The sequence below is a fragment of the Acinetobacter sp. Res13-Abat-PEC15-P4-01 genome, from assembly GCF_015676285.1.
Classification (GTDB): Bacteria; Pseudomonadota; Gammaproteobacteria; order Pseudomonadales; family Moraxellaceae; genus Acinetobacter; species Acinetobacter nematophilus.
The window spans coordinates 297,931-318,048 of the sequence record NZ_JADAIN010000050.1 but is presented as its reverse complement, the minus strand read 5'-3'; the positions used below and the strand labels follow the sequence as shown (position 1 = coordinate 318,048).

Annotated in this window: 15 protein-coding genes and 3 pseudogenes; 14 read left to right on the top strand and 4 right to left on the bottom strand. The window is 36.8% G+C overall.

The window, feature by feature from the left end:
- The first annotated feature begins 52 nt into the window (after positions 1–52).
- Together IMO47_RS18495 and IMO47_RS18490 are read left to right on the top strand one after the other, a co-directional pair.
- Positions 53–1,411 carry a DcaP family trimeric outer membrane transporter gene (locus IMO47_RS18495; RefSeq protein ID WP_196077791.1) on the top strand — a complete coding sequence of 453 codons (1,359 nt, stop codon included), beginning with the start codon at positions 53–55 and terminating at the stop codon, positions 1,409–1,411.
- Positions 1,412–1,866: 455 nt separating this feature from the next.
- Positions 1,867–4,062, top strand: a complete 2,196-nt coding sequence (locus IMO47_RS18490) for a TonB-dependent siderophore receptor (protein ID WP_196077409.1) — start codon at positions 1,867–1,869, stop codon at positions 4,060–4,062.
- 57 nt (positions 4,063–4,119) lie between these two features.
- Here the strand turns inward: IMO47_RS18490 and IMO47_RS18485 are convergent, their stop codons facing one another.
- Together IMO47_RS18485 and IMO47_RS18480 are read right to left on the bottom strand one after the other, a co-directional pair.
- Positions 4,120–6,321 (bottom strand): TonB-dependent siderophore receptor, encoded by a 2,202-nt coding sequence (locus IMO47_RS18485; protein ID WP_347339645.1) that lies wholly within the window; start codon positions 6,319–6,321, stop codon positions 4,120–4,122.
- A gap of 452 nt (positions 6,322–6,773) precedes the next feature.
- A complete protein-coding gene (locus IMO47_RS18480; RefSeq protein WP_196075244.1) occupies positions 6,774–7,796 on the bottom strand; it encodes a putative 2-aminoethylphosphonate ABC transporter substrate-binding protein in 1,023 nt (340 codons plus the stop codon).
- A 220-nt stretch (positions 7,797–8,016) separates the two neighbouring features.
- Between IMO47_RS18480 and IMO47_RS18475 the strand changes: the two genes are divergently transcribed.
- The 6 genes and pseudogenes from IMO47_RS18475 (at position 8,017) to phnX (ending at position 15,047) form a co-directional block, all read left to right on the top strand.
- Positions 8,017–8,748 (top strand): UTRA domain-containing protein, encoded by a 732-nt coding sequence (locus IMO47_RS18475; protein WP_196075245.1) that lies wholly within the window; start codon positions 8,017–8,019, stop codon positions 8,746–8,748.
- A gap of 91 nt (positions 8,749–8,839) precedes the next feature.
- On the top strand, positions 8,840–10,009 hold the full coding sequence (locus tag IMO47_RS18470) for an ATP-binding cassette domain-containing protein (protein WP_196075246.1): 1,170 nt from the start codon (positions 8,840–8,842) through the stop codon (positions 10,007–10,009).
- Positions 10,003–11,715 carry a putative 2-aminoethylphosphonate ABC transporter permease subunit gene (locus IMO47_RS18465; protein ID WP_196075247.1) on the top strand — a complete coding sequence of 571 codons (1,713 nt, stop codon included), beginning with the start codon at positions 10,003–10,005 and terminating at the stop codon, positions 11,713–11,715. Before IMO47_RS18470 ends, IMO47_RS18465 begins: the two co-directional genes overlap by 7 nt.
- A gap of 96 nt (positions 11,716–11,811) precedes the next feature.
- Positions 11,812–12,966, top strand: a pseudogene (locus tag IMO47_RS18460) (TIGR03364 family FAD-dependent oxidoreductase).
- A gap of 82 nt (positions 12,967–13,048) precedes the next feature.
- Positions 13,049–14,200: a 2-aminoethylphosphonate--pyruvate transaminase gene (phnW, locus tag IMO47_RS18455; RefSeq protein WP_196075248.1), complete on the top strand. Its 1,152-nt coding sequence runs from the start codon at positions 13,049–13,051 to the stop codon at positions 14,198–14,200.
- 31 nt (positions 14,201–14,231) lie between these two features.
- Positions 14,232–15,047: a phosphonoacetaldehyde hydrolase gene (gene phnX, locus IMO47_RS18450; RefSeq protein ID WP_196075249.1), complete on the top strand. Its 816-nt coding sequence runs from the start codon at positions 14,232–14,234 to the stop codon at positions 15,045–15,047.
- A gap of 98 nt (positions 15,048–15,145) precedes the next feature.
- On the opposite strand, the gene rarD is transcribed toward phnX, so the two are convergent.
- Positions 15,146–16,066, bottom strand: coding sequence for an EamA family transporter RarD (gene rarD / locus IMO47_RS18445; RefSeq protein WP_196075250.1), 921 nt, complete (start codon positions 16,064–16,066; stop codon positions 15,146–15,148).
- 113 nt (positions 16,067–16,179) lie between these two features.
- Between rarD and IMO47_RS18440 the strand changes: the two genes are divergently transcribed.
- The 6 genes and pseudogenes from IMO47_RS18440 to IMO47_RS18415 all read left to right on the top strand — a co-directional run bounded on the left by IMO47_RS18440 (position 16,180) and on the right by IMO47_RS18415 (position 19,494).
- Positions 16,180–16,644, top strand: coding sequence for an Lrp/AsnC family transcriptional regulator (locus IMO47_RS18440; protein WP_196075251.1), 465 nt, complete (start codon positions 16,180–16,182; stop codon positions 16,642–16,644).
- A gap of 262 nt (positions 16,645–16,906) precedes the next feature.
- Positions 16,907–17,293, top strand: a pseudogene (locus IMO47_RS18435) (HipA domain-containing protein); the annotation flags it as partial.
- Positions 17,290–17,603: pseudogene (locus IMO47_RS18430) on the top strand (helix-turn-helix transcriptional regulator). The pseudogenes IMO47_RS18435 and IMO47_RS18430, both read left to right, overlap by 4 nt.
- Positions 17,604–17,917: 314 nt before the next feature.
- Positions 17,918–18,175 carry a hypothetical protein gene (locus IMO47_RS18425; RefSeq protein WP_196074563.1) on the top strand — a complete coding sequence of 86 codons (258 nt, stop codon included), beginning with the start codon at positions 17,918–17,920 and terminating at the stop codon, positions 18,173–18,175.
- 615 nt (positions 18,176–18,790) lie between these two features.
- Positions 18,791–19,150, top strand: coding sequence for a hypothetical protein (locus IMO47_RS18420; RefSeq protein WP_242052698.1), 360 nt, complete (start codon positions 18,791–18,793; stop codon positions 19,148–19,150).
- Between the two features lie 116 nt (positions 19,151–19,266).
- Entirely contained in the window at positions 19,267–19,494 is a 228-nt protein-coding gene (locus tag IMO47_RS18415) for a hypothetical protein (RefSeq protein WP_196074561.1), read from the top strand.
- Between the two features lie 209 nt (positions 19,495–19,703).
- Here IMO47_RS18415 and IMO47_RS18410 read toward each other — a convergent pair whose 3' ends face one another.
- Positions 19,704–19,940, bottom strand: a complete 237-nt coding sequence (locus IMO47_RS18410) for a VF530 family protein (protein ID WP_003651786.1) — start codon at positions 19,938–19,940, stop codon at positions 19,704–19,706.
- Between the last annotated feature and the right edge of the window lie 178 nt (positions 19,941–20,118).

Sequence of the window (20,118 nt, the reverse complement as noted above, 5' to 3'; positions counted from 1 at the left end):
TGAAGTGCTTTATTGTTGAAACACATTGAATTTAATTGTTAAAGGATGAACAATGAAAAAATTTATTACACTGAGTAGTACATGTATTATTTTCAGTATCACAACGAATGTAAATGCAGCAACTGATGAAGAAATAGAAGTATTATCAAAGAGAGTCTATGAATTAGAGCAACTTGTAAATAAATTGAACTCTAACAGTGATTCACCTATTCATCTCAATAAGTCCATGATAACAATTGATAAAAATACTTCCAAAGATCAACCTAAGTTCACAGAGATCAATCAATCGAGTAAAGAAAGAAATTTAATCGTTGGTAATGACATTCTCATGAAGGTCTACGGTGCACTACGTCTAGATGCTTCATATGATTTCAAAGGTACAACAAACTCTGTCGTAAATCGGACTGGATTGGTGCCATTAGATAAGGACAATCCAACTCAAGGAGCACTGAATGTTTCCGTAGCTACGAGTAAAATTGGTCTTGATATTTCAAAACCTACAGACTATGGTATTTTGATGGGTAAATTTGAAGCTGATTTTTGGGGAGATAGTACATCTAATGCTGATGGCAAGCTTAGAATTACGCATGCTTATGGTTCTCTTGGCAAATGGTTAATAGGTCAAACTACATCACCATTTGTAAATACAGATACTTCGCCAAGTATCATTGACTATACTGGACCAATGGGAGGCGGAACTCAACGTAATGTACAACTAAGATTTACTCAACCAATTAAAAATGATCAAAAATTTTTAGTCGCTTTAGAAGGTGGTAATGTTGATAATTTTAGTGGAAAAACCCAAATTACAGGTGGTAGTAAATTACCCGCAATTACACTTAGATATGATAAAAATTTTCCAAACGACAAAGGTTTAATTCAACTTCATGGTATGCTTCATGAAAATAGAGTATCAACAAATCAAAATAATTATAAGGAACAAATAGGTTGGGGCGCTGGAGTTGGTGCAAGGTATAAGTTAACTAATAATAATGAGATTCTAGCTAATTATTATCATGTTGTCGGTGATACCCGTTACTTAGCTTATTCAAATCAAAATAATGCTTCATACTTTTCTACTGAAAATTTGGATTCCAATGGGGTCATTGTAAGTTATGATATTGAACCGAGCCAATATCATACATTACAAGTTGGATATCAGCGGTTATGGGCACCTTCATTGAAATCAACATTTTCAATTGCTGGAATACAGTTTAAAGATAATACTTTATATGCCAAGAAAAACCCATTATATAATGAAACCTTATATAATACTGTCGCAAATCTCATTTTTACACCAATTAATAATCTTAACTTGGGCATTGAATATACGTACGGTCAACGCAAAAATTTTATTGATGATAAAGGTACGATTTCAAGACTAAATTTCTTAACTAGATATAATTTTTAACCAAGTTATACAAATTTTTTAGATAATTATGGAGGTACTGTTACAGTCCCTCCTTTATAGCTCATCATTATAGATTAATAGCCTGATTATCATAATATTTTATATTTTCCTTTGAAAGACTTTACGATCATTACCATAGATCTTTTTCATCAAAAAAAAAATGATCATTTTGAACGACTCATATGGGCTTTGAAAGTTTATTCTCCCTTAGTGAAAAGGGTAGGATAAGGATAATTTTATGTTGATTTATAGTTTAAAAATGGACTGATGAAAGAAACCCTATAAAAAATTCAATCAAATTTATTACAAGAATTATTGAGTGGATAAAGCTGCATATCAAAATCATTTATATATTAAAAATATCATATAGAACTACTTGTTCAATGAGAAAAAATTGTGAATACTCATGCGCTAAAATTTAGTGCATGAAATTATCTTGGGGTTAGACAAGTACTGTGAAACAATTTCCATTTTCTCATTTACAAAAAGCCCTACTGACAGTTGGTTCATTTTCATGTTTGGCATTAAATCCAGTACTGCTGCATGCGGAAAATGAAGAAAATACTCAACAGTTGAAAACCATCAAAGTCAATGTTGAAACAGATGCCGCTCAAACCACCTATTATCAGCCCAAAATCGATTTACCCGGTTTTAACCAGTCCAATAATATTGCTGAAATTCCAGCCTCAATACAGACCATTACCGCAGATCGCTTGGCTGATCAGCATGCAAAAACACTGGTTGATGTGGTTAAGAACGATGCTTCAGTGGGTGATGGATATGCACCCATTGGTTATTATTCGAATTTTATGGTACGCGGTTTTGGATTGAATCTTGGATCAAGCTATTTAATGAATGGCAACTTAATCCGTGGTGAACAAAATGTTGCACTCGAAAACAAAGCTCAGGTCGAAATTTTAAAGGGCATCAGTGCCGTTCAAAGTGGTATGTCAACACCAGGTGGTGTAATTAATTATGTCACCAAACGACCTGAAGATATTCGTTCAGTGACATTGGAAACAGACCGTTATGGTGGTTTTCGCGTGGCAACGGATTTAGGTGAATTGTTTGGAGACGCCCAACAGTTTGGGTATCGCATCAATCTTGCAACAGAAGATATTCATTCCTACGTCGAACATGCCGATGGCAAACGCTTGTTTGGTTCTCTGGCACTGGATTGGAATATTTCTGAACGTTCAAAGTTAGAATTTGATCTAGAATCACAGCGACAACGTCAACGTTCAGTGGCAGGATACCAGTTACTCGATGGCACTACGCTGCCACAAAATGTGAAATGGGATCGTTTGCTTGCTTATCAACGCTGGAGTAAACCTGTAACCAATGACAGCGTAAATGCCAGCTTAAAATATTTATTTCAGTTCAATGATCACTGGAAAGCAAATTTTATAGTATCCCAAAGTCGAGTTGTGATCGATGATTACTCTGCATTTCCTTGGGGATGTTATAGCAGCATTTGTCAAACGACGGGGTTGGTAAATGGCTTTGATCAAAATGGCAACTATGACATTTATGATTTTCGCAGTCCTGATGATAGCTACTTAACCAACCAATTTAAAATTGGTTTAAATGGGACATTCAATACAGGTTTTTTGCAGCATCAGCTGAGTTTGGAATTATCCCAAACCGCTAAACGCCATGCACAATATGACGCAATTAATCTGCCTGTAGTTGAAGGGGCTGAATCTACAGGAAATATTGGGGAGGACCCTCAAAATTATATCCCTACAGAGAAGCATTTGGGTAAACACTATAAATCATTGGACAGTCAACAAACCGCATTGAACATCATTGACTTAATTGCTTTTAATCCTGAGTGGTCCGTCTCGTTGGGCGGTAAACTCATCCATCTCAATGAAGATGCCTATGATGTTGACTCAAATAGAATTCGAGATACCAATTTTAATCGCTTCTTGCCCCAATTCGCGCTGATGTATCAACCCTGGGAACATACCAATATCTATGCTTCTTATGCCAAGGGCTTAAGTGATGGTGGACAAGCACCATGGTTTGCCAACAATCCGAGTCAAACTTTAGCACCTGTACGTTCGACTCAGTATGAGTTGGGTATCAAACAACAGTGGCAAGATTTGCTGCTTAGCGCAGCAGTATTTGATTTAAAACAGGACAATCAATATACCAATACTCAACGGGATTTTATTGCTGAAGGTGAACAGCATAACCTTGGATTTGAATTGGGTGTACAAGGACGTTTAGGACAAAACATGGATTTGCTATCCACTTTGGCACTGACACGTTCTCGCTTAAAAGACATTCAGTCTACTCAATATCATGGTCATCAGACACAAAATGTACCATCTGTTCGTTTTGCAAACTTTCTTTCTTACCGAGTGGAACAGATAGAAGGATTACGTTTATTGGCAGGCATGCAATACAGCAGCAGTAAATACGCCAATAAAACCGGTACTGTCAAAGTGCCGAGTTATACTGTGTTTAATCTAGGCACAGCCTATAACTTCCGTGCGTATGGCTATGACAATACCTTGCGATTCAATATGGATAATCTGTTCAATAAAAAGTATTGGAGAGATGCAGGGAATTTTCTGGGTGATGACTATTTATTTCTTGGCGCACCACGAACAGCACAACTTGCTTGGACTGTGAGTTTTTAATCGTAAAAATGATGGAATGATAAAATAAACCCTCTATGAGAGGGTTTATGATTAAAATTAGAAGTTATATCGGACACTTAATGTTGCATTTCTTGGAGTTCCCCAGTTCATAGCGTTAGCCCCAATACCTTCATAGTATTTTTTGTCAAAAATATTTTCAACATTCAATTGAAGTTTAATATTTTTATCCAGTTGATAACCCAACATCGCACCGGCAAGGACAAAAGCATCTTGATCTATACGTGTGCTTCCCGTGCCAGTGTAGTATTTACTCTTGTAGTTTAAACCAACTCCGGCACTCCATTGATCTAATTTATATTTTACAAATAAATTAGATGTCGTACGTGAGTTGGTAGGGTTTACTTTGACACCTTTTGCATCTTTTGCTTCAAAATTAGCAATACCAAAGTTAATTCCCCAGTGATCATTAATTTCACCCTCTGCTTCAAACTCAAAACCTTTACTCTCAACACCATCTACCCCCCGATAGGCTTGTTCATTTGTCAGCTGACCATTACGTACAATAAATTGTCCTGTTATTGCTTCAGCAAAATTCGATTGTTGAATGCGGAACAGGGATAAAGCCGTGTTTAAACGCCCTCCAAACCATTCACTTTTTAAACCCGCTTCATAGTTCTTACCTTTTGCCGGATCTAAATATTGATCATTTACATCTTTACGGTTTTGGGGTTTAAAAATGTCTGTATAACTGACATAAACAGAGTGATCTCTAGCAAAATCATAAATAGCGCCAATATAAGGGGTGACTTCACGATTAAATTCACGATTACCCACGCCGTTTGCAGATTCATATTTCCAATTGGATAAACGTGTCCCTGCAACCACTTTTAATGGATCAAAAATCTGAAATTTACCAGAAATATATACTGAGCTTTGGGTGGTTTGATTGAGTACATTAACGCCATCTAATACCACAGAACGAAGTAGGGGTTGTGCCATATTGCTATAGTTAAGCGGACCACCTAAATATTTTTCGATTTCACTGTTGGCATTTGAACCCCCAAAAATATCTTTGGTTTTTTCATTTTTATTCCACGAACCACCGATAATAATTTCTTGTGGCTGATTGAACAATGTAAACGGTGCATTGATGAAAAGATCAATATTGTTTTCTTCATTTCTGGTTTCAGAGCCATATACTGAAACGTTATCCGTGATTTTACCCGTCTTTGGATCTGGCTTATTTTTCAGCGGACTGGTATGGATTGCTTTATCGACTTGTCCACCTGTATAGAGCAGTTGGGTATTTACATCTTCTTTACGGAAGGTATAAGCCACATTTAAATTTACATCGTTGAATAAATTCTGCTTTAAATTGGCAAAGACAGCTGTGGTATTGACGTCCCAAAAAGTCCACGGCGCACTTACAGTCAAGCTTCGATCAAAGTGGGTTCGACTTCCATCCGTATAAAATGCTGGCGTTCCTCCCCAACGAATGCCATCACGTTGCAACTCTTGGTACGTGGCGCCAAGTGACATGCTGGTTCTATCACTTAAGTCATAATCAATCGCACCGTAGAATACATTGCGCTCTTTTTGATAATAATCCATAAAGGACTTTTCATCTGAATGTTTGACAAACATACGTCCACGCAGCGAGCCATCTTCATTGAGCGGGGTAGAGATATCTGCAGCGCTGCTCCATGCATTCCATGTACCCAATGAAGTGCTTAAATTACCCGTCAACTCTTTGGCATTGGCATGCTTACGTATCATATTGAGCCCCATTGCGGGGTTACCTGCCCCCGTAGTGAGCCCATTTGCACCTTTAATCACTTCAACACGATCATAAATATCCAAATCCAGATCACCAGCACCCAAGTTTGTAGTGCTTGGCATACCGTCTATTAAATAGTAATCCACCTGAAAACCACGCGCATAAACTGATTGACGTTCATCGGTACGCGAAGTGGAGACACCTGTAATGGTATTCATTAAATCCTGAAATGAATCAATGTTTCGGTCATCCAGGTATTCCCGCGTTAATACTTTGACAGATTGCGGGGTTTCACGAAGGGACAAATTTAATTTAGTGGCTGTACTTGTACTTTTGACCGTATAACTTTGCGAGCCTTCTGTGATCGCTGAATGCTGGCTTTCCGCTTCTACTTTGATGGTCGGTAAAGCGACTGTTTCAGCATTTTGTTCGGCATAAACCAGAGAGGGAATGATTAACGCCATGGAAAGTACAAGAGGATGCACTTTGAATGCATGGCGTAAGGGAGAGGGGTGATACATAAGATAAATTCCATAATAGAAAATGCGCGCGATCAGATTTACTGTCTTCCTTTTGCTTCAAGCCCTATCACTCAGATTAAAGCGTTACAAAAGTTAACATATGAAATATTAATTATCAATAATGATTCTCATTAAATTATATAAATCATTCTTCTTCTTATTTGAGTATGCAGCATAACATTAGTTTCCCTTGATACATCAGGCTTTTATCAAGGTTTTTTGAGTTGTGTCATGCAGCATAACGGGAGAATTAAGTTGCTGATTTATTTTGATAATTTTATAAAAAAATACGATATTTTCATTAATAAGTGATCTATTGAATCGATTGTTCAAATTTTAATGATAAAGTAATCAACAACATGAGAAAGTATGCATATTGTTGATCACAGCTAAAATTTTAGTCTTTTATACATTTTGTAGAGACAAGATTTATAGAATGCTTAAACAAAGACTTATTTTTTCTCTGTTTTTCCATCGTAACGTTTGGTCCATTCTTTTAAAATACTGTCTCTATTTTTTGCAGCCCAATCAAAATTATTCTTGATCATCATTTGGTTAATTTGTGGTGGTCGGAATGGCATCGGTTTAGCGACATTTGGATAGGCAACAACTGCAAAATTTTTGGCATAGGCTTCGTTGGCTTTTTTACTCACGGTCCAATTGATAAACTTTTGTGCATCAGTCAGATTTTTAGTGCCTTGCATGATTGCAGAGGCTTCCATTTCCCACCCCAAACCTTCTTTTGGAAAAACAATATTCAGTGGCGCACCTCTTTGTTTAAGCTGCGCAGCTCTATATCCGAAAGAAATACCTATAACGGCTTCACCTTGTGCTGCCATTTGGCATGGCTTCGAACCGGAATGCGTATATTGGCTAATATTCTTATGTAAAGCATCCATATATGTCCACGCTTTTTGTGCTCCAAAAAGCTGTAACCATGCCGATACGTCTAAATAGCCCGTACCGCTTGAAGCTGGGTTAGGCATGACAATTAAACCTTTATAGATTGGTTTGGTCAGATCAGCCCAAGACTGTGGAACAGGAAGATTTTTTTTCTTTAATTCAATACTATTTACACAGAGCGCTGCCTCCCATGCATCCATTCCTGTCCAGGTTGGAACTTTCTTTGTACTGACAAATTGTTTATTTAATTTTTCAACACCTACAGGTGCGTATGGATGCAGCATATTTTTTTGATCAAGAAGCATTAGACTGGTAACAGCAAGACCAACAACAACATCAGCTTTAGGATTTTTTTGTTCTGCCAGCAAGCGTGCTGTGATTACACCGGTTGAGTCACGTACCCATTTAATTTTTAAATCAGGATAGTCTTCGCGAATCTTTGCACTATATGCTGCTAACTGATCTGATTCTAATGCCGTATAAACAGTCAGCTCACCTGCAGACGTTATTGTTGGTCCGATCAAACTACCAAAGATGACTGCTGTGAAAAGATCACGATTAAAATGTGCCATGAATGTACCCTTAAATTATGATGCAAGATTTGGTTGGATGTTGCACATTTAAGCAAGTCAATATGACAAAATTATTAACCTGGTTTAAACCAGATTGATAATTCTATGCATTTTCATTTTTTTAATAAAAATTTAAAGTGATCAATAGAGATATGGTATTTTTCAATAATCTTTCATTTTTTACCTGTATAGTAAAATTAAAATAGTTCGGTTAAGACTTATGTTTCAGACAGATCCATCACCAGTACGTATTCCTAAATATATTCCGATTCGTGATTCATTGGCTCATGAGATAGAGTCTGGCGTTTTATCAAGCAATGTTAAGTTACCCTCTGAACGAGCACTGTTAGAAAAATTTCAAACAACTCGAGTTGCAGTACGGGAAGCCTTACTGGCTCTGGAAATGGATGGTTTAATTTATCGTTTAGACCGTCGCGGTTGGTATGTTCGAGCTCCAAGAATTATTTATCATCCTCAATCAACAAAAAGTTTTATGCAATATGTCAGTGAGCAGGGGTATGTTCCTTCTACAGAACTCCTTTCTGCTGAGCAAGTTGAGGCGACACAATGGGATGCTAAGCATTTGGATATTACAGTCGGCAGTCCTATTTATTCCATTTGGCGACGTAGAAGTATCAATGGTCGCCCTGTAGTGGTTGAGCACTTGCGTATTCGTAGCGACTTATTTCCTGATTTTCTCACACATCCATTAAATCACTCCGTGACTCAATTAATGGCTGACAAATATCAATGTGTTATAACCTGTGCCAATATCAATCTATATCCTACAGCTTTTGCAGAACAACAGGCTAAGGCATTGCATGTAAATATTGGATCTATGGGACTTTATATCTGTCGAAGTAATCGCGATCAACATGGACGAGTTACCGATATTGATCAGGAATATTGGTTGCATGACGTTTTGGATTTGCATCTTGAAGCGCAAAGCTAATCAATCTGGTTTAAACCAGATTTAATTAAACTGTCATAATAAACTGCTCAAATATGGCTTAATCACTTTCAGTTCTTGATAAGGGACGTTGATGAAGCCATACTCACCTAAAAGTTTTTCGACTCAATCTGCAAGTAGTCTGTTGTCTGGACTCAGGAATATCATACACACTGAGCAAAAAACAAAAGTCTTAGAAATTATTGATGTGCAAAAAAGCTTTCGCAAGCAGCAAGTTTTAGACCATATTAATTTTGAAGTTTATGAAGGTGAGTTTATAAGCCTGTTAGGACCTTCAGGTTGCGGAAAAACCACGCTTTTAAGAATAATTGCAGGATTGGATAGACAGGATTACGGACAAGTTCTCAAAAAAAATCAGGATATTTCAAATCAAAAGGTAGAAAAGCGTCACTGTGGAATCGTATTTCAAAATTATGCACTTTTCCCCAATTTAACCGTTGCTGAAAACATTGCATTTGGATTGCATAACAAACAATGGGATAAGACACAGCGCAGACAACGCATTGAAGAATTATTGCAACTGATTGAGTTACCCAATGTTGCAGTAAAATATCCCAATCAACTTTCTGGTGGGCAACAACAAAGGGTAGCACTGGCACGGGCAATTGCACCAAAACCAGATATTTTACTTTTAGATGAACCATTATCCGCACTTGATGCCACTGTTCGCATTAAGTTAAGACAAAAAATTCGCTTGATTCAGCAGCAGCTAGGTTTAGCGACAGTCATGGTCACACATGATCAAGAAGAAGCTTTAAGTATTTCGGATCGGGTTGTTGTGATGAATGATGGTGGGATTGAACAGGTCGATACCCCACATAATATTTATTATAAGCCGCAGACAAAATTCGTCGCCCAATTTATTGGTACTATGAACTTTTTACCTGCTCATGTGGTGGGTACCGACAGTATTCATGTCTTTGGGCAGCAAATAAAATTAAAAACCGCATCCTTGGAGATAGATCAAAAAATTGAATTGGCGTTCCGCCCGGAAATGGTCAACATCTGTGAACAGGCTGTAAATGATTCAGAATATTTATACTTGTCTGTTTCTATGATTTCCACAGAATTCCTTGGTTCTAAACGCCGTTTATTTACTCAAGTGATGGATTTAAATACAGCATGTACCATTCAAATAGATCTGGATAATGATGCTTTACCTTTGCTAGACCAAACTATGTATATCAAAGTTGCATTAGATCAACTTTTTGTTTTTGATGGAAAAGGACGGACATTATGTTAGATCAAACAACTGCCGCTGCCATTTTAAAACATCACACCCCAAGGTCATTGCGTTATTCCTTGGGCTCGTCTGTATTTTTGCTGATTTGTATAATTACCTTATTCGGTCTACTTATTTTTCCGTTAACACTTTTATTCAAAGGCGCATTTCTCGATAGCGATGGACACTATATCGGCTTTGCCAATTTTATTGAATATTTCTCCAATGAAAGTTTGTTTTCTTCGATCTTCAATTCACTTTGGATGGCAACACTTGCCACCACCATTACAGTATTGTTGGCAAGTGTATATGCCTACGCTTTAACGGTAATCGATGTTAAAGCGAAAGCATTGCTCAAGGCGATCGCATTTTTACCGATTCTGGCACCTTCTATTTTACCGTCTCTGGCTTTGGTTTATCTATTTGGTCAACAAGGTATTTTTAAAAACCTCATGGGGGAAACTGAAATTTATGGTCCCTTGGGTATTTTACTGAGTTATTGCTTTTGGCTATTCCCGGCTGTATTTATTTTAATGCTTTCAGCTTTTCGGAATATTGATCAATCTCTCATAGAGGCTTCACACAGTTTGGGCAAAGGATTGTGGTCTACACATAGCGCAGTAACCTTACCTGCGATTCGATATGGCTTGGTAAGCGCATGCCTAGTTTCATTTACATATGTATTAACCGATTTTGGAATACCAAAGGTCATTGGTGGCTCATTCAATATGATGGCTTTGGATGTTTATAAACAAATCATTGGTCAACAAAACATGCAAATGGGAGCTGTTATTTCGATTCTGTTGCTTTGTCCCGCAGTATTGGCTTTCGTTTTTGATCGCTACCAAAGTAAACGCCAGCAACGTTATCAAAATTTTCAAGTTAAGCCATATATCATGAAAACAACGGTTCTAACCAAATGGTTATTCAGTGGTTTCTGTTATTTTATTGCAGGATTTATTTTACTTCTGATCATCACTGCAATCGCAGCTTCTTTCATTCGTTATTGGCCCTATGATTTGAGTATGACCTTTGATCACTATCGCTTTGAATACGTGACAAGCGGAGGCTGGGATGCTTATTTCAATTCACTCAAACTTGCAGGGTTTACAACGGTATTCGGAAGTATCGTAATTTTCATGGTGGCATTATCTACAGAGCGTTGCAAAGTACATCCGCTGCTGAAACATCTGATGCAAATGTTGACCTTGTTACCGCTTGCTATTCCCGGCTTGGTACTGGGTATTGCATATATCCTGTTTTTCAATGATGTACAAAACCCTTTGCATATTCTGTATGGGACAATGAGTCTACTGGTTATTTCAACCATTATTCACTATTACACAGTTCCTCATCTCGCACTGAGTAACACCATTAAACAAATTCCGACACAACTTGAAGCTGCTGCACAGAGTTTAGGAGCCAGTCGATGGAAGACTTTTTATAAAGTCTATTTACCACTGAGCTTACCTGCATTATGTGATATTTCAGTGTACTTGTTTGTAAATGCCATGACCACGGTTTCCGCAGCAATCTTTCTGTATTCGCCAGATACAAACCTCGCCGCAGTTTCAGTATTAAACATGGATGATGCAGGTGATACTGCGTCGGCTGTTGCAATGAGTGTATTGATCTTGCTTAGCTCCGCAGTGGTCAAATTAATTCATGGACTGCTAACCAGAGGTTTGTTGAAACGCACTCAAGCGTGGCGTGAAACGACACACTAATATCTTCAATTAACTTTTAATTTTGATACTTCAAACAAAGAGGTAGGGCATTGCTCACTCCAAATGAAGATAAATCACGGATTGGAATAGCATGATATGACCGCAACAATGACAGATTTAATTATTGTAGGTGCAGGGATTTTAGGCTTATCTGCTGCAATTCAAGCTGCTGAACAGGGCTTGAAAGTTAAGGTTTTTGAAAAAGATGCACAGCCCGTCGGAGCAACACGGCGCAATTTTGGAATGATTGGAACATCCACATTGGCGAAGCCAGATAGTCAATGGCGAGAATATGCTTTGGAAACAAAGTAATTTTATCAGCGAATTCAGCAGAATACTGATATTTCATTTCAACAGCGCCACGGACTCTATGTAGTGAATACTGCATTGGAATGGCAAGTTATTAACGAGTTTTCTCAACGTGCTGCGCAATACGGTATTCCGGTGAAGTTAATTTCAGCAGCACAGATGACTCAACAATATGACTTCCTTCAAGCAAAAACATCCATTTTAGGAGGCCTACTATTTACAGAAGATTATTCAGTTGAGCCGCATTTAATCGGACAAAGCTTATTACACTATGCCATTTCTTTGGGCGTGGAAGTGCATTGCAATGCTTACGTCATCAAGACCTCAACACAGCAAGCTTCAACATTGGCTTTGCTGGCTTCAGGACAAAGTGAACAGGCAAGGCATATTTTAATCTGTCATGGTGCTGAAACTGACACCCTATACCCAACCATACTCAAGGAACTGGGATTACAGCGCTGCACTTTGCAAATGGCACTGACACAGCCCTTGGCTCGACAATTGGATGTATCACTTTATTCAGGTCTGTCTGTTTCTCGTTATCCCGCTTTTAAGATTTGTCCTTCTTATCAAGATCTTTATCAAAAATCACAACTTGGCTTTGCCGGTGAGTTTGGTATCCATATTTTGATTAAACAAAATCAAGCAGGACAAATCATTGTGGGAGACAGCCATGAATACAGTGATATTGATCAGCCTGAACAATTCTTTCAGCGTGAGGAAATCCATCGATTTATTGAGCACTATTGTGCTGAAAAAATCGGCTTGAATTTACCTCCGATTCAAAGTCGATGGAATGGTTATTACTTACAGCACCCAACAGAATTGGCTTGTGTGACTGAGGTTGAAGCCAACATATATTTAATTAGTGCAATTGCCGGCAAAGGAATGACCACAGGTGCAGGGTTTATCCGAAATGTTTTACAACAACATATTTTTTAGCACTACCCGTTTCAATCAGGTAATCTGGTTTAAACCAGATCAACATATTATTGCAATTAATCTACAACAGATGAGTAAGATGATGAACACACAAGACATTTTAAACCTAGATCTAGACAATAGATATCTGCTTTTGACTCCAGGACCTTTATCGACTTCTGCGGGTGTACGTAGAGCCATGCAAAAGGACTGGTGTACTTGGGATCAGGAATATAATGACCTAGTCCAGAATATTCGCCAAAGGCTTGTACAGCTTGCAACAGCACAAACCGAAAAATATACAGCTGTACTCATGCAGGGCAGTGGTAGTTTTTCTGTTGAATCGGTACTGGGATCAGTGATTGCCAAACATGAAAAATTACTGATTATTCATAATGGTGCATATGGTACACGCATGTTGAACATGGCGCGCTGTTTAAATATTGAAGTGGTTGAACTTGCTTATCCTGAAACCAGCACGCCAGATTTAAATGAAATCAAAAATGCGTTAATGGATGAAAAGATTAGCCATGTGGCATGTGTACATTGCGAAACGACAACAGGTATTTTAAATCCAATTCAGGATATTGGGCGTTTAGTCAAAGCTGCAGGCAAAATATGGATTGTTGATGCAATGAGTTCCTTTGGTGGGGTGCCCATGGACATAGCAGAACTCGAAATTGATTTTTTAATTTCTAGTGCCAATAAGTGTATTCAAGGTGTTCCAGGATTTGGATTTGTTTTGGCAAAGCGTGATCGCCTAGCACAATGCAAAGGTCTCGCACGCTCTGTCAGTCTGGATTTATATGATCAATGGCACACCATGGAACATCATCATGGCAAATGGCGGTTTACCTCGCCAACACATGTCGTGCGTGCTTTTTATCAAGCGTTATTAGAATTGGAAAAAGAGGGGGGTATTGCCGCTCGCCACCGACGTTATCTTAATAATCAACAGACTTTATCAAAAGGCATGACTTCACTTGGTTTTGAGCTGGTCCTCGACAATCAATGTTCACAATCTCCAATCATTACCACTTTTTTATATCCAACTTCTTCGAAATTTGACTTTCAACAGTTCTATGAAAAGTTGAAACAAGCAGGTTATGTGATTTATCCGGGAAAAGTCACAGATCTAAATTGCTTCCGTATCGGCAATATAGGCGAAGTTTATTTAAAAGATATTGAGGGATTACTGTTGGCAGTTACTGATTATTGTCATACACATCTACACTTAAACTCTATAAGCGCTTAATTTTCATATATAATCTTTAGGAAATCATGTTATGACAAATGTTAACTCACAACTTCAAGCTGTCGTTTTTGACTGGGCTGGTACAACTGTTGATTTTGGTTCACGTGCACCAATTTTGGCATTCATGGCGCTATTTAAAGACAATAAAATTGAAATTACGACTCAAGAAGCACGTATGCCTATGGGTTTAGAAAAACGTGATCATATTGCGGCAGTATTGAAAATCCCTCGTGTTGCCCAAGTGTGGAAAGAGACTTATGGACAGGATGTAACGGATGCTGATATTGATCGTTTATACCAAGACTTTATACCCTATCAGCTTAAATCAATCCCTCAATGCTCGGCTTTGATTCCTAATGCCTTGTCTGTATTTGAAAATATCAAACAACGTGGGATTAAAATCGGCAGTAACACGGGCTATGCATCCATGATGATCGATCAGCTTGTTCATGATGCAGCTCTCCAAGGTTATCAACCAGACTGTATAGTGACGGCAAGTGATGTGAAACATGGTCGCCCCTATCCAGAAATGTTATGGAAGAACTTAATTGAACTGGATGTTTCCGACATCAAAACAGTAGTTAAAGTCGATGACACTGTGGTGGGTATTGAAGAGGGTTTAAATGCAGGATGTTGGACAGTAGGTTTGGCCATCAGTGGGAACGAAGTCGGTCTCAGCTTTGAAGAATGGCAGTCTTTATCGGATACTCAACAAAAAATATTAAAAGATAAAGCCTATGCAAAAATGAATCATTCGGGAGCCCATTATGTGATTGATACTATCGCAGATCTAGCTGGTGTTTTAGATGATATTGAACGTCGTTTAAAACAAGGTGAAAAACCTTAACTTTTATCATTTTACCCGTCGATATTCAGCAACATGAAAATGATTTTACAGATTCATGTTGCTGTAACAATCAAATATCAAAGGTACATATATAAATTTTATTTCAATGACTGAGTCTTAATCCTATGTCTTTTTGCTTTTAAACTCATCATCCCTTCTAGCATCAACACAGACACTGCCATCCAAATCGCAATATAGGTTGGCCATTCTGATGGTTGAATTGTTTCACCGAGAATGATTGCTACAATGAATAGCAAAACAGGTTCGACATAGACCAAAAGTCCAAACAGACTCAAGTTTAGGTGTGGTGCTGAAAGAGATTGAAATCCTAGTGCTAGGGCACTGATTAGACCTAGCCCTAAAATCAGCAAAAAAGTATCCAAAGGGGAACCTAAGGCACCTGTAAAAACACCGCCCTTAAAAATAAAGAAAATACTTAAAGGTAGACTGAGCATCATATCGAACCAAACACCGCCAATATTGTTGGTATTGGTTTTTTGTCTTAACCAGAAATAAATTGGATAGCCTAAACAGATCATCAAGGTTGGCCATGTAAGGTTTTTTGACACGATAAGCATATGAGTCACAGCCAATATCGCAAAGACACAGGATAACTTTTGCCAACCTGACATTTTGTCCTTAAACGCAACTCTTCCTAAAACGACCATAATAATTGGCATCATGAAGTAACCAAGAGAAACATCCAATCCATACCCATTGCCAGGTGCCCACATGAATAGCCAAAGCTGTAAACCAATCAGAAATGAAGAAAGCAGCCGAGTAAATATAAAAAAACGTTCATTGCATACACGTTTATAAATATGTCTGACTTGTGACCAATTCCCCTGAGCAATAATAAAAACTGTTAAACAGGGCAAAGTGAGTAAAATTCGCCAACCATAGATTTCATTACCTTCTAATGCACCCAATAAGGAGGTATAAGCAAACATAACGGCAAACAGTATAGAAGCGATGACGTTGAGGGTTATACCTAGAGCGGTATTGGATTGCTGTGACATCTGAGTGAGCGAATTGAATTGGAAAACGATATTTTATTTCAACTTGTTTGATAAATTTACTGAAAATTCTTATTATAAATGAGAAAATTTCTCACAATATTCAATCAATTGATATGACTTTAGACAAGTTTGATTATGCTTTACTGATGCGCTTGCAAAAAGACTGCTTAACCCCCTTACGTGAATTGGCAGACGCTGTACACTTATCCACTGCATCGGTACAACGCCGTATTCAGAAATTACGTGAGCATGGCTATATTACTGGACATACAGCAATTTTAGATCCCGATAAACTCAATCAAGTCATTACGGTAGTGGTGGAAGTTCGTGTCAATAAAACCCATATTTCTGATCTTGATCTGCTTAAACAAAGCTTTTCTAGACCCGAGGTACAGCAATGCTACTATGTGACAGGTGAAGCAGATTTCATCCTAATCCTTCTTGTACCTAGTATGAGTCGATTTCAGACACTCTGTGATGAGCTTTTCCATTGCAATTCAAATGTTGAATGGTTTAAAACAACCATTGTATTAGATCGGGTTAAAGTCTCTTTGGATGTACTTCACCCAGAGAGTTAGTTCGAAATTTTTGCGCACTACTTCAAAGAAAGGGGTTTGTATTTATTGTGAAAATGAGCAAATATATTCACATTTTTGATTTTCATGCTAATTTTGAGCAAATTACTGCTCATTTCTATTTATAAAGAAATTTACAATACAGACATTGCTAGAAACGCACTGGTTATATATAGCAGAACTTAAAATATTAGATCCTGAAAAAGGATCGGCAGGTCCCTGTGAACTGGAATACCAAATAGAATATGCCATTTCATATTTAGATAAAAGAGATTTACTCAATATCATTTTTGGTAATTCAGATAATCATGGGTGTAATACTTCATTTTTAAAAAAGAATGGAAATGTTTTTCTTTCTCCGATTTATGATTTTGCCCCGATGAAAGCAGACCCTGAACATCTGATTAGATCAACCACTTGGGGAAGTCCGTATGAGGAAAGAGGTGAATACCAATGGGAGAAAATTACTGAGAGATTAGCGCCGTGGTGTGATCCTGATATTTCCTTGAATGCACTAAAATCATTGGCAGACAAGTTAGGTGGACTAAAACAAAGACTAATAGGCAAGGGCGTACCTGAACAGATTATTGAGATGCCTGCACCTTCATTCGACGATATCGAAGCTAAATTAAAAAGATGGAAACTGTTATGAATATTAAAAATCAACCACAAGATCGCCAACAAATATTGATTAATTTATATACACAATATTTAATGAATGAAGTAAGCATGGGACACTTATTGGTTTATCTTCGGAAAAACCTACTCGGTATGTCGCAACAACAATATGCAACGCTGGTTGGTATCAGTCATGTACGCTGAGCGATATTGAGCAAGATAAAGGAAAACTTACTCAGTCTGTTGTTGATAAAGTATTCAAACCGCTTGGGTTAAAAGCTGGGCTCCTTCCTACACATGAACATATTGTCAAAAAAATTTTTAAGTCATTTGAGAGAGGATGATGATTCAAATGGGTAAATTTGATGATAATCACAACTTAAAATCGTTTTAGTTTGTTGCACCATATCAATAAGAATCAAATCGAAAAAAATAAATAAAATGCTGAATAAGTCATATAAAATCTCAAAATAATATAATTCTCGAAAATTTTAAGTTGATTGTTATACTAATTTTAAATTAATATATCTAAAGAATACGATATAGAGACTCATAGCTCAAGTGCCATCGTCCCTATAACTGATCGATCTTATAGCCCCAAAGAATCTTGGTCCAGATTCTTTATCAGATCGCGAAATAAGATCAAGGAAAAACAGCAATGTATAAATTTTCAAAAATTGAGTTAGTAACACAACAGTTTACTGACACAATTGAAGATTATCTGACTTTAAAAATGAATTGCGACGGTACATATATACACCATACCCAGAAAGATGGTGAAACTTTTAAGATTGAAGTACGAATAGACCCACCAAGCGATGTTTTGGAAACATTTAGAAATATCGCTCATGAAATTAAAGACTATTTGGATCAAATTGATTATAAAGGAAAATTCGAATTCAGGTTTATCGTTTAGTAGTGATCAATTGATGTAATGCAGAATAAAAATAGAAGTATTGATTTTCAGTAAAAATGAAGTGATGCAAGTTAAGCATAGTGCTCCAACATATCGCTATGAATGTTTCATAAGCCAAGTAATGAATTTCATTGCGTATTTTTTTGTCTAGTTTTGTTTTCATGATCTTTTTGGAAATGATCACCCGTGTAGTATTTTATTGAATTCTTATGGGAGATAACCAATGTTAGACTATCTTAAGAGCTTTCATAACATCAATACATATTTAATTTTATCCACCATTCTATTATTTTTAGTGTTGGCTTTAGATTATTTTTAGTTGGCATCCAGTGATTACTTTCTCTGTGATTGGTGAAAATTCAAGAAATAAAAACTCACGCTAAGTGAGTTTTTATGGGATTGAAATCCATCAAAAATACAATCAAGTCATTGTAATTTAAGTTAATTATTTTTTAACTTTGAAAGAATGATAAAGCCGATATAAAATATAAAGATTACTTTTTTATTTGAAATTTTACATCTATGATGAACAAACTCTTAGTCGCCTTTATAATACCGATAATCACATGCTCAGTGTATAGTGCTGAAGATATATTTAAGAAGTCTCAATCAGATGTGTTTTTGCAAAATGAAACACGACATGAAAATAACCATGATACGCAAGTCGATTTTTTTGAAATTTCAAGGCAGCAAGAAAAAGATCGCATCAATCAACGTGATGCAAATGTAATCCAAATCAATCAAAATCGAGCCATGACTTCAAATATGAGCCCATTTGAAAAATCCCAGTATTTGTTAAAAAACAATGATACTCAGGCTTTAAACTCACATACTTATGAGCAAGAGTTAAAATCCATTCAACAAGCACGCAACAGGGGAATAATTTCAGAGCAAGACTACCAAAAGCAATTGATAAAGCAAAATAAAGCACCTTTACAGCAAAAAGATCAGCAGCTTAACTTTTTTGCGCCTTAAAATATGAAATAAATAAACCTCTTCTTAGAGGTTTATTGGCTGCTTAGACCAAAGTATAAGTTAAAAATTAAACAAAATATCATACACTTATTACGTGAATAATAGACAAAAATACTATGAACTTTTGTATCGGTGGACCTTGGAATGGCAGTAAGCTGCTTGGAAAAGTAAATTATAAAAAATCTTTTAAAGTGAAGAATGCTTCATCTAAGCTGGTGACAACATATATAAAGAAAAAAGTGTTTGTTCAAGATCAGTCTTTTGTATTTTGGGTGGCTGATGAATTATTGGACATACAAGCAAATGAAATGATTAAATCTTATCTTTACAAAAAATGTCAATAGACGAAATTTCTATATTCAATAATCAAGAGACATAGTCTAGAATATCTTATTTATCATGTATATAGCTAAAATTAAGTTCATAATTAAATTTATGTTTAATAAACAATAAATTTAATTACTTAGAGCATTAAAATTATAACTTATAAAATATTTGGTTCGTGAACTTAGCTATGAGTACATATTTTCCTACTAGAAAGATCTTAAGATAGCTACGATTTCTGTTTGGCTTTTTGGCGTAAGACATACAAATATAAGCTTTCTACTTTTTCACGCGCCCATGGTGTGGTACGCAAGAATCGTAACGATGACTTAACACTTGGATCTATACAAAAACATCTAATTTCAATTTTACGACTTAAGCCTTCAAAGCCACCGTAATAATCCAATAACTCATCCAAAATATCAGCAAGTTTTTTGCCGTGTAGAGGGTCATTAGAGGCATTCATAATAGATCAACTATATTTGGGTAGACCATCATTATAACCTGAGCTGGTTGAAAAATGAGAGGGTTTAGAATTAAGCGTAATTAACATGGAAAATTTCAGCTTATCTTCCTATTGATGTGTGCTGAAATAGCAGGAGACATTTGATTCAGAAACTACACCTATAATATGCGGGAAACGA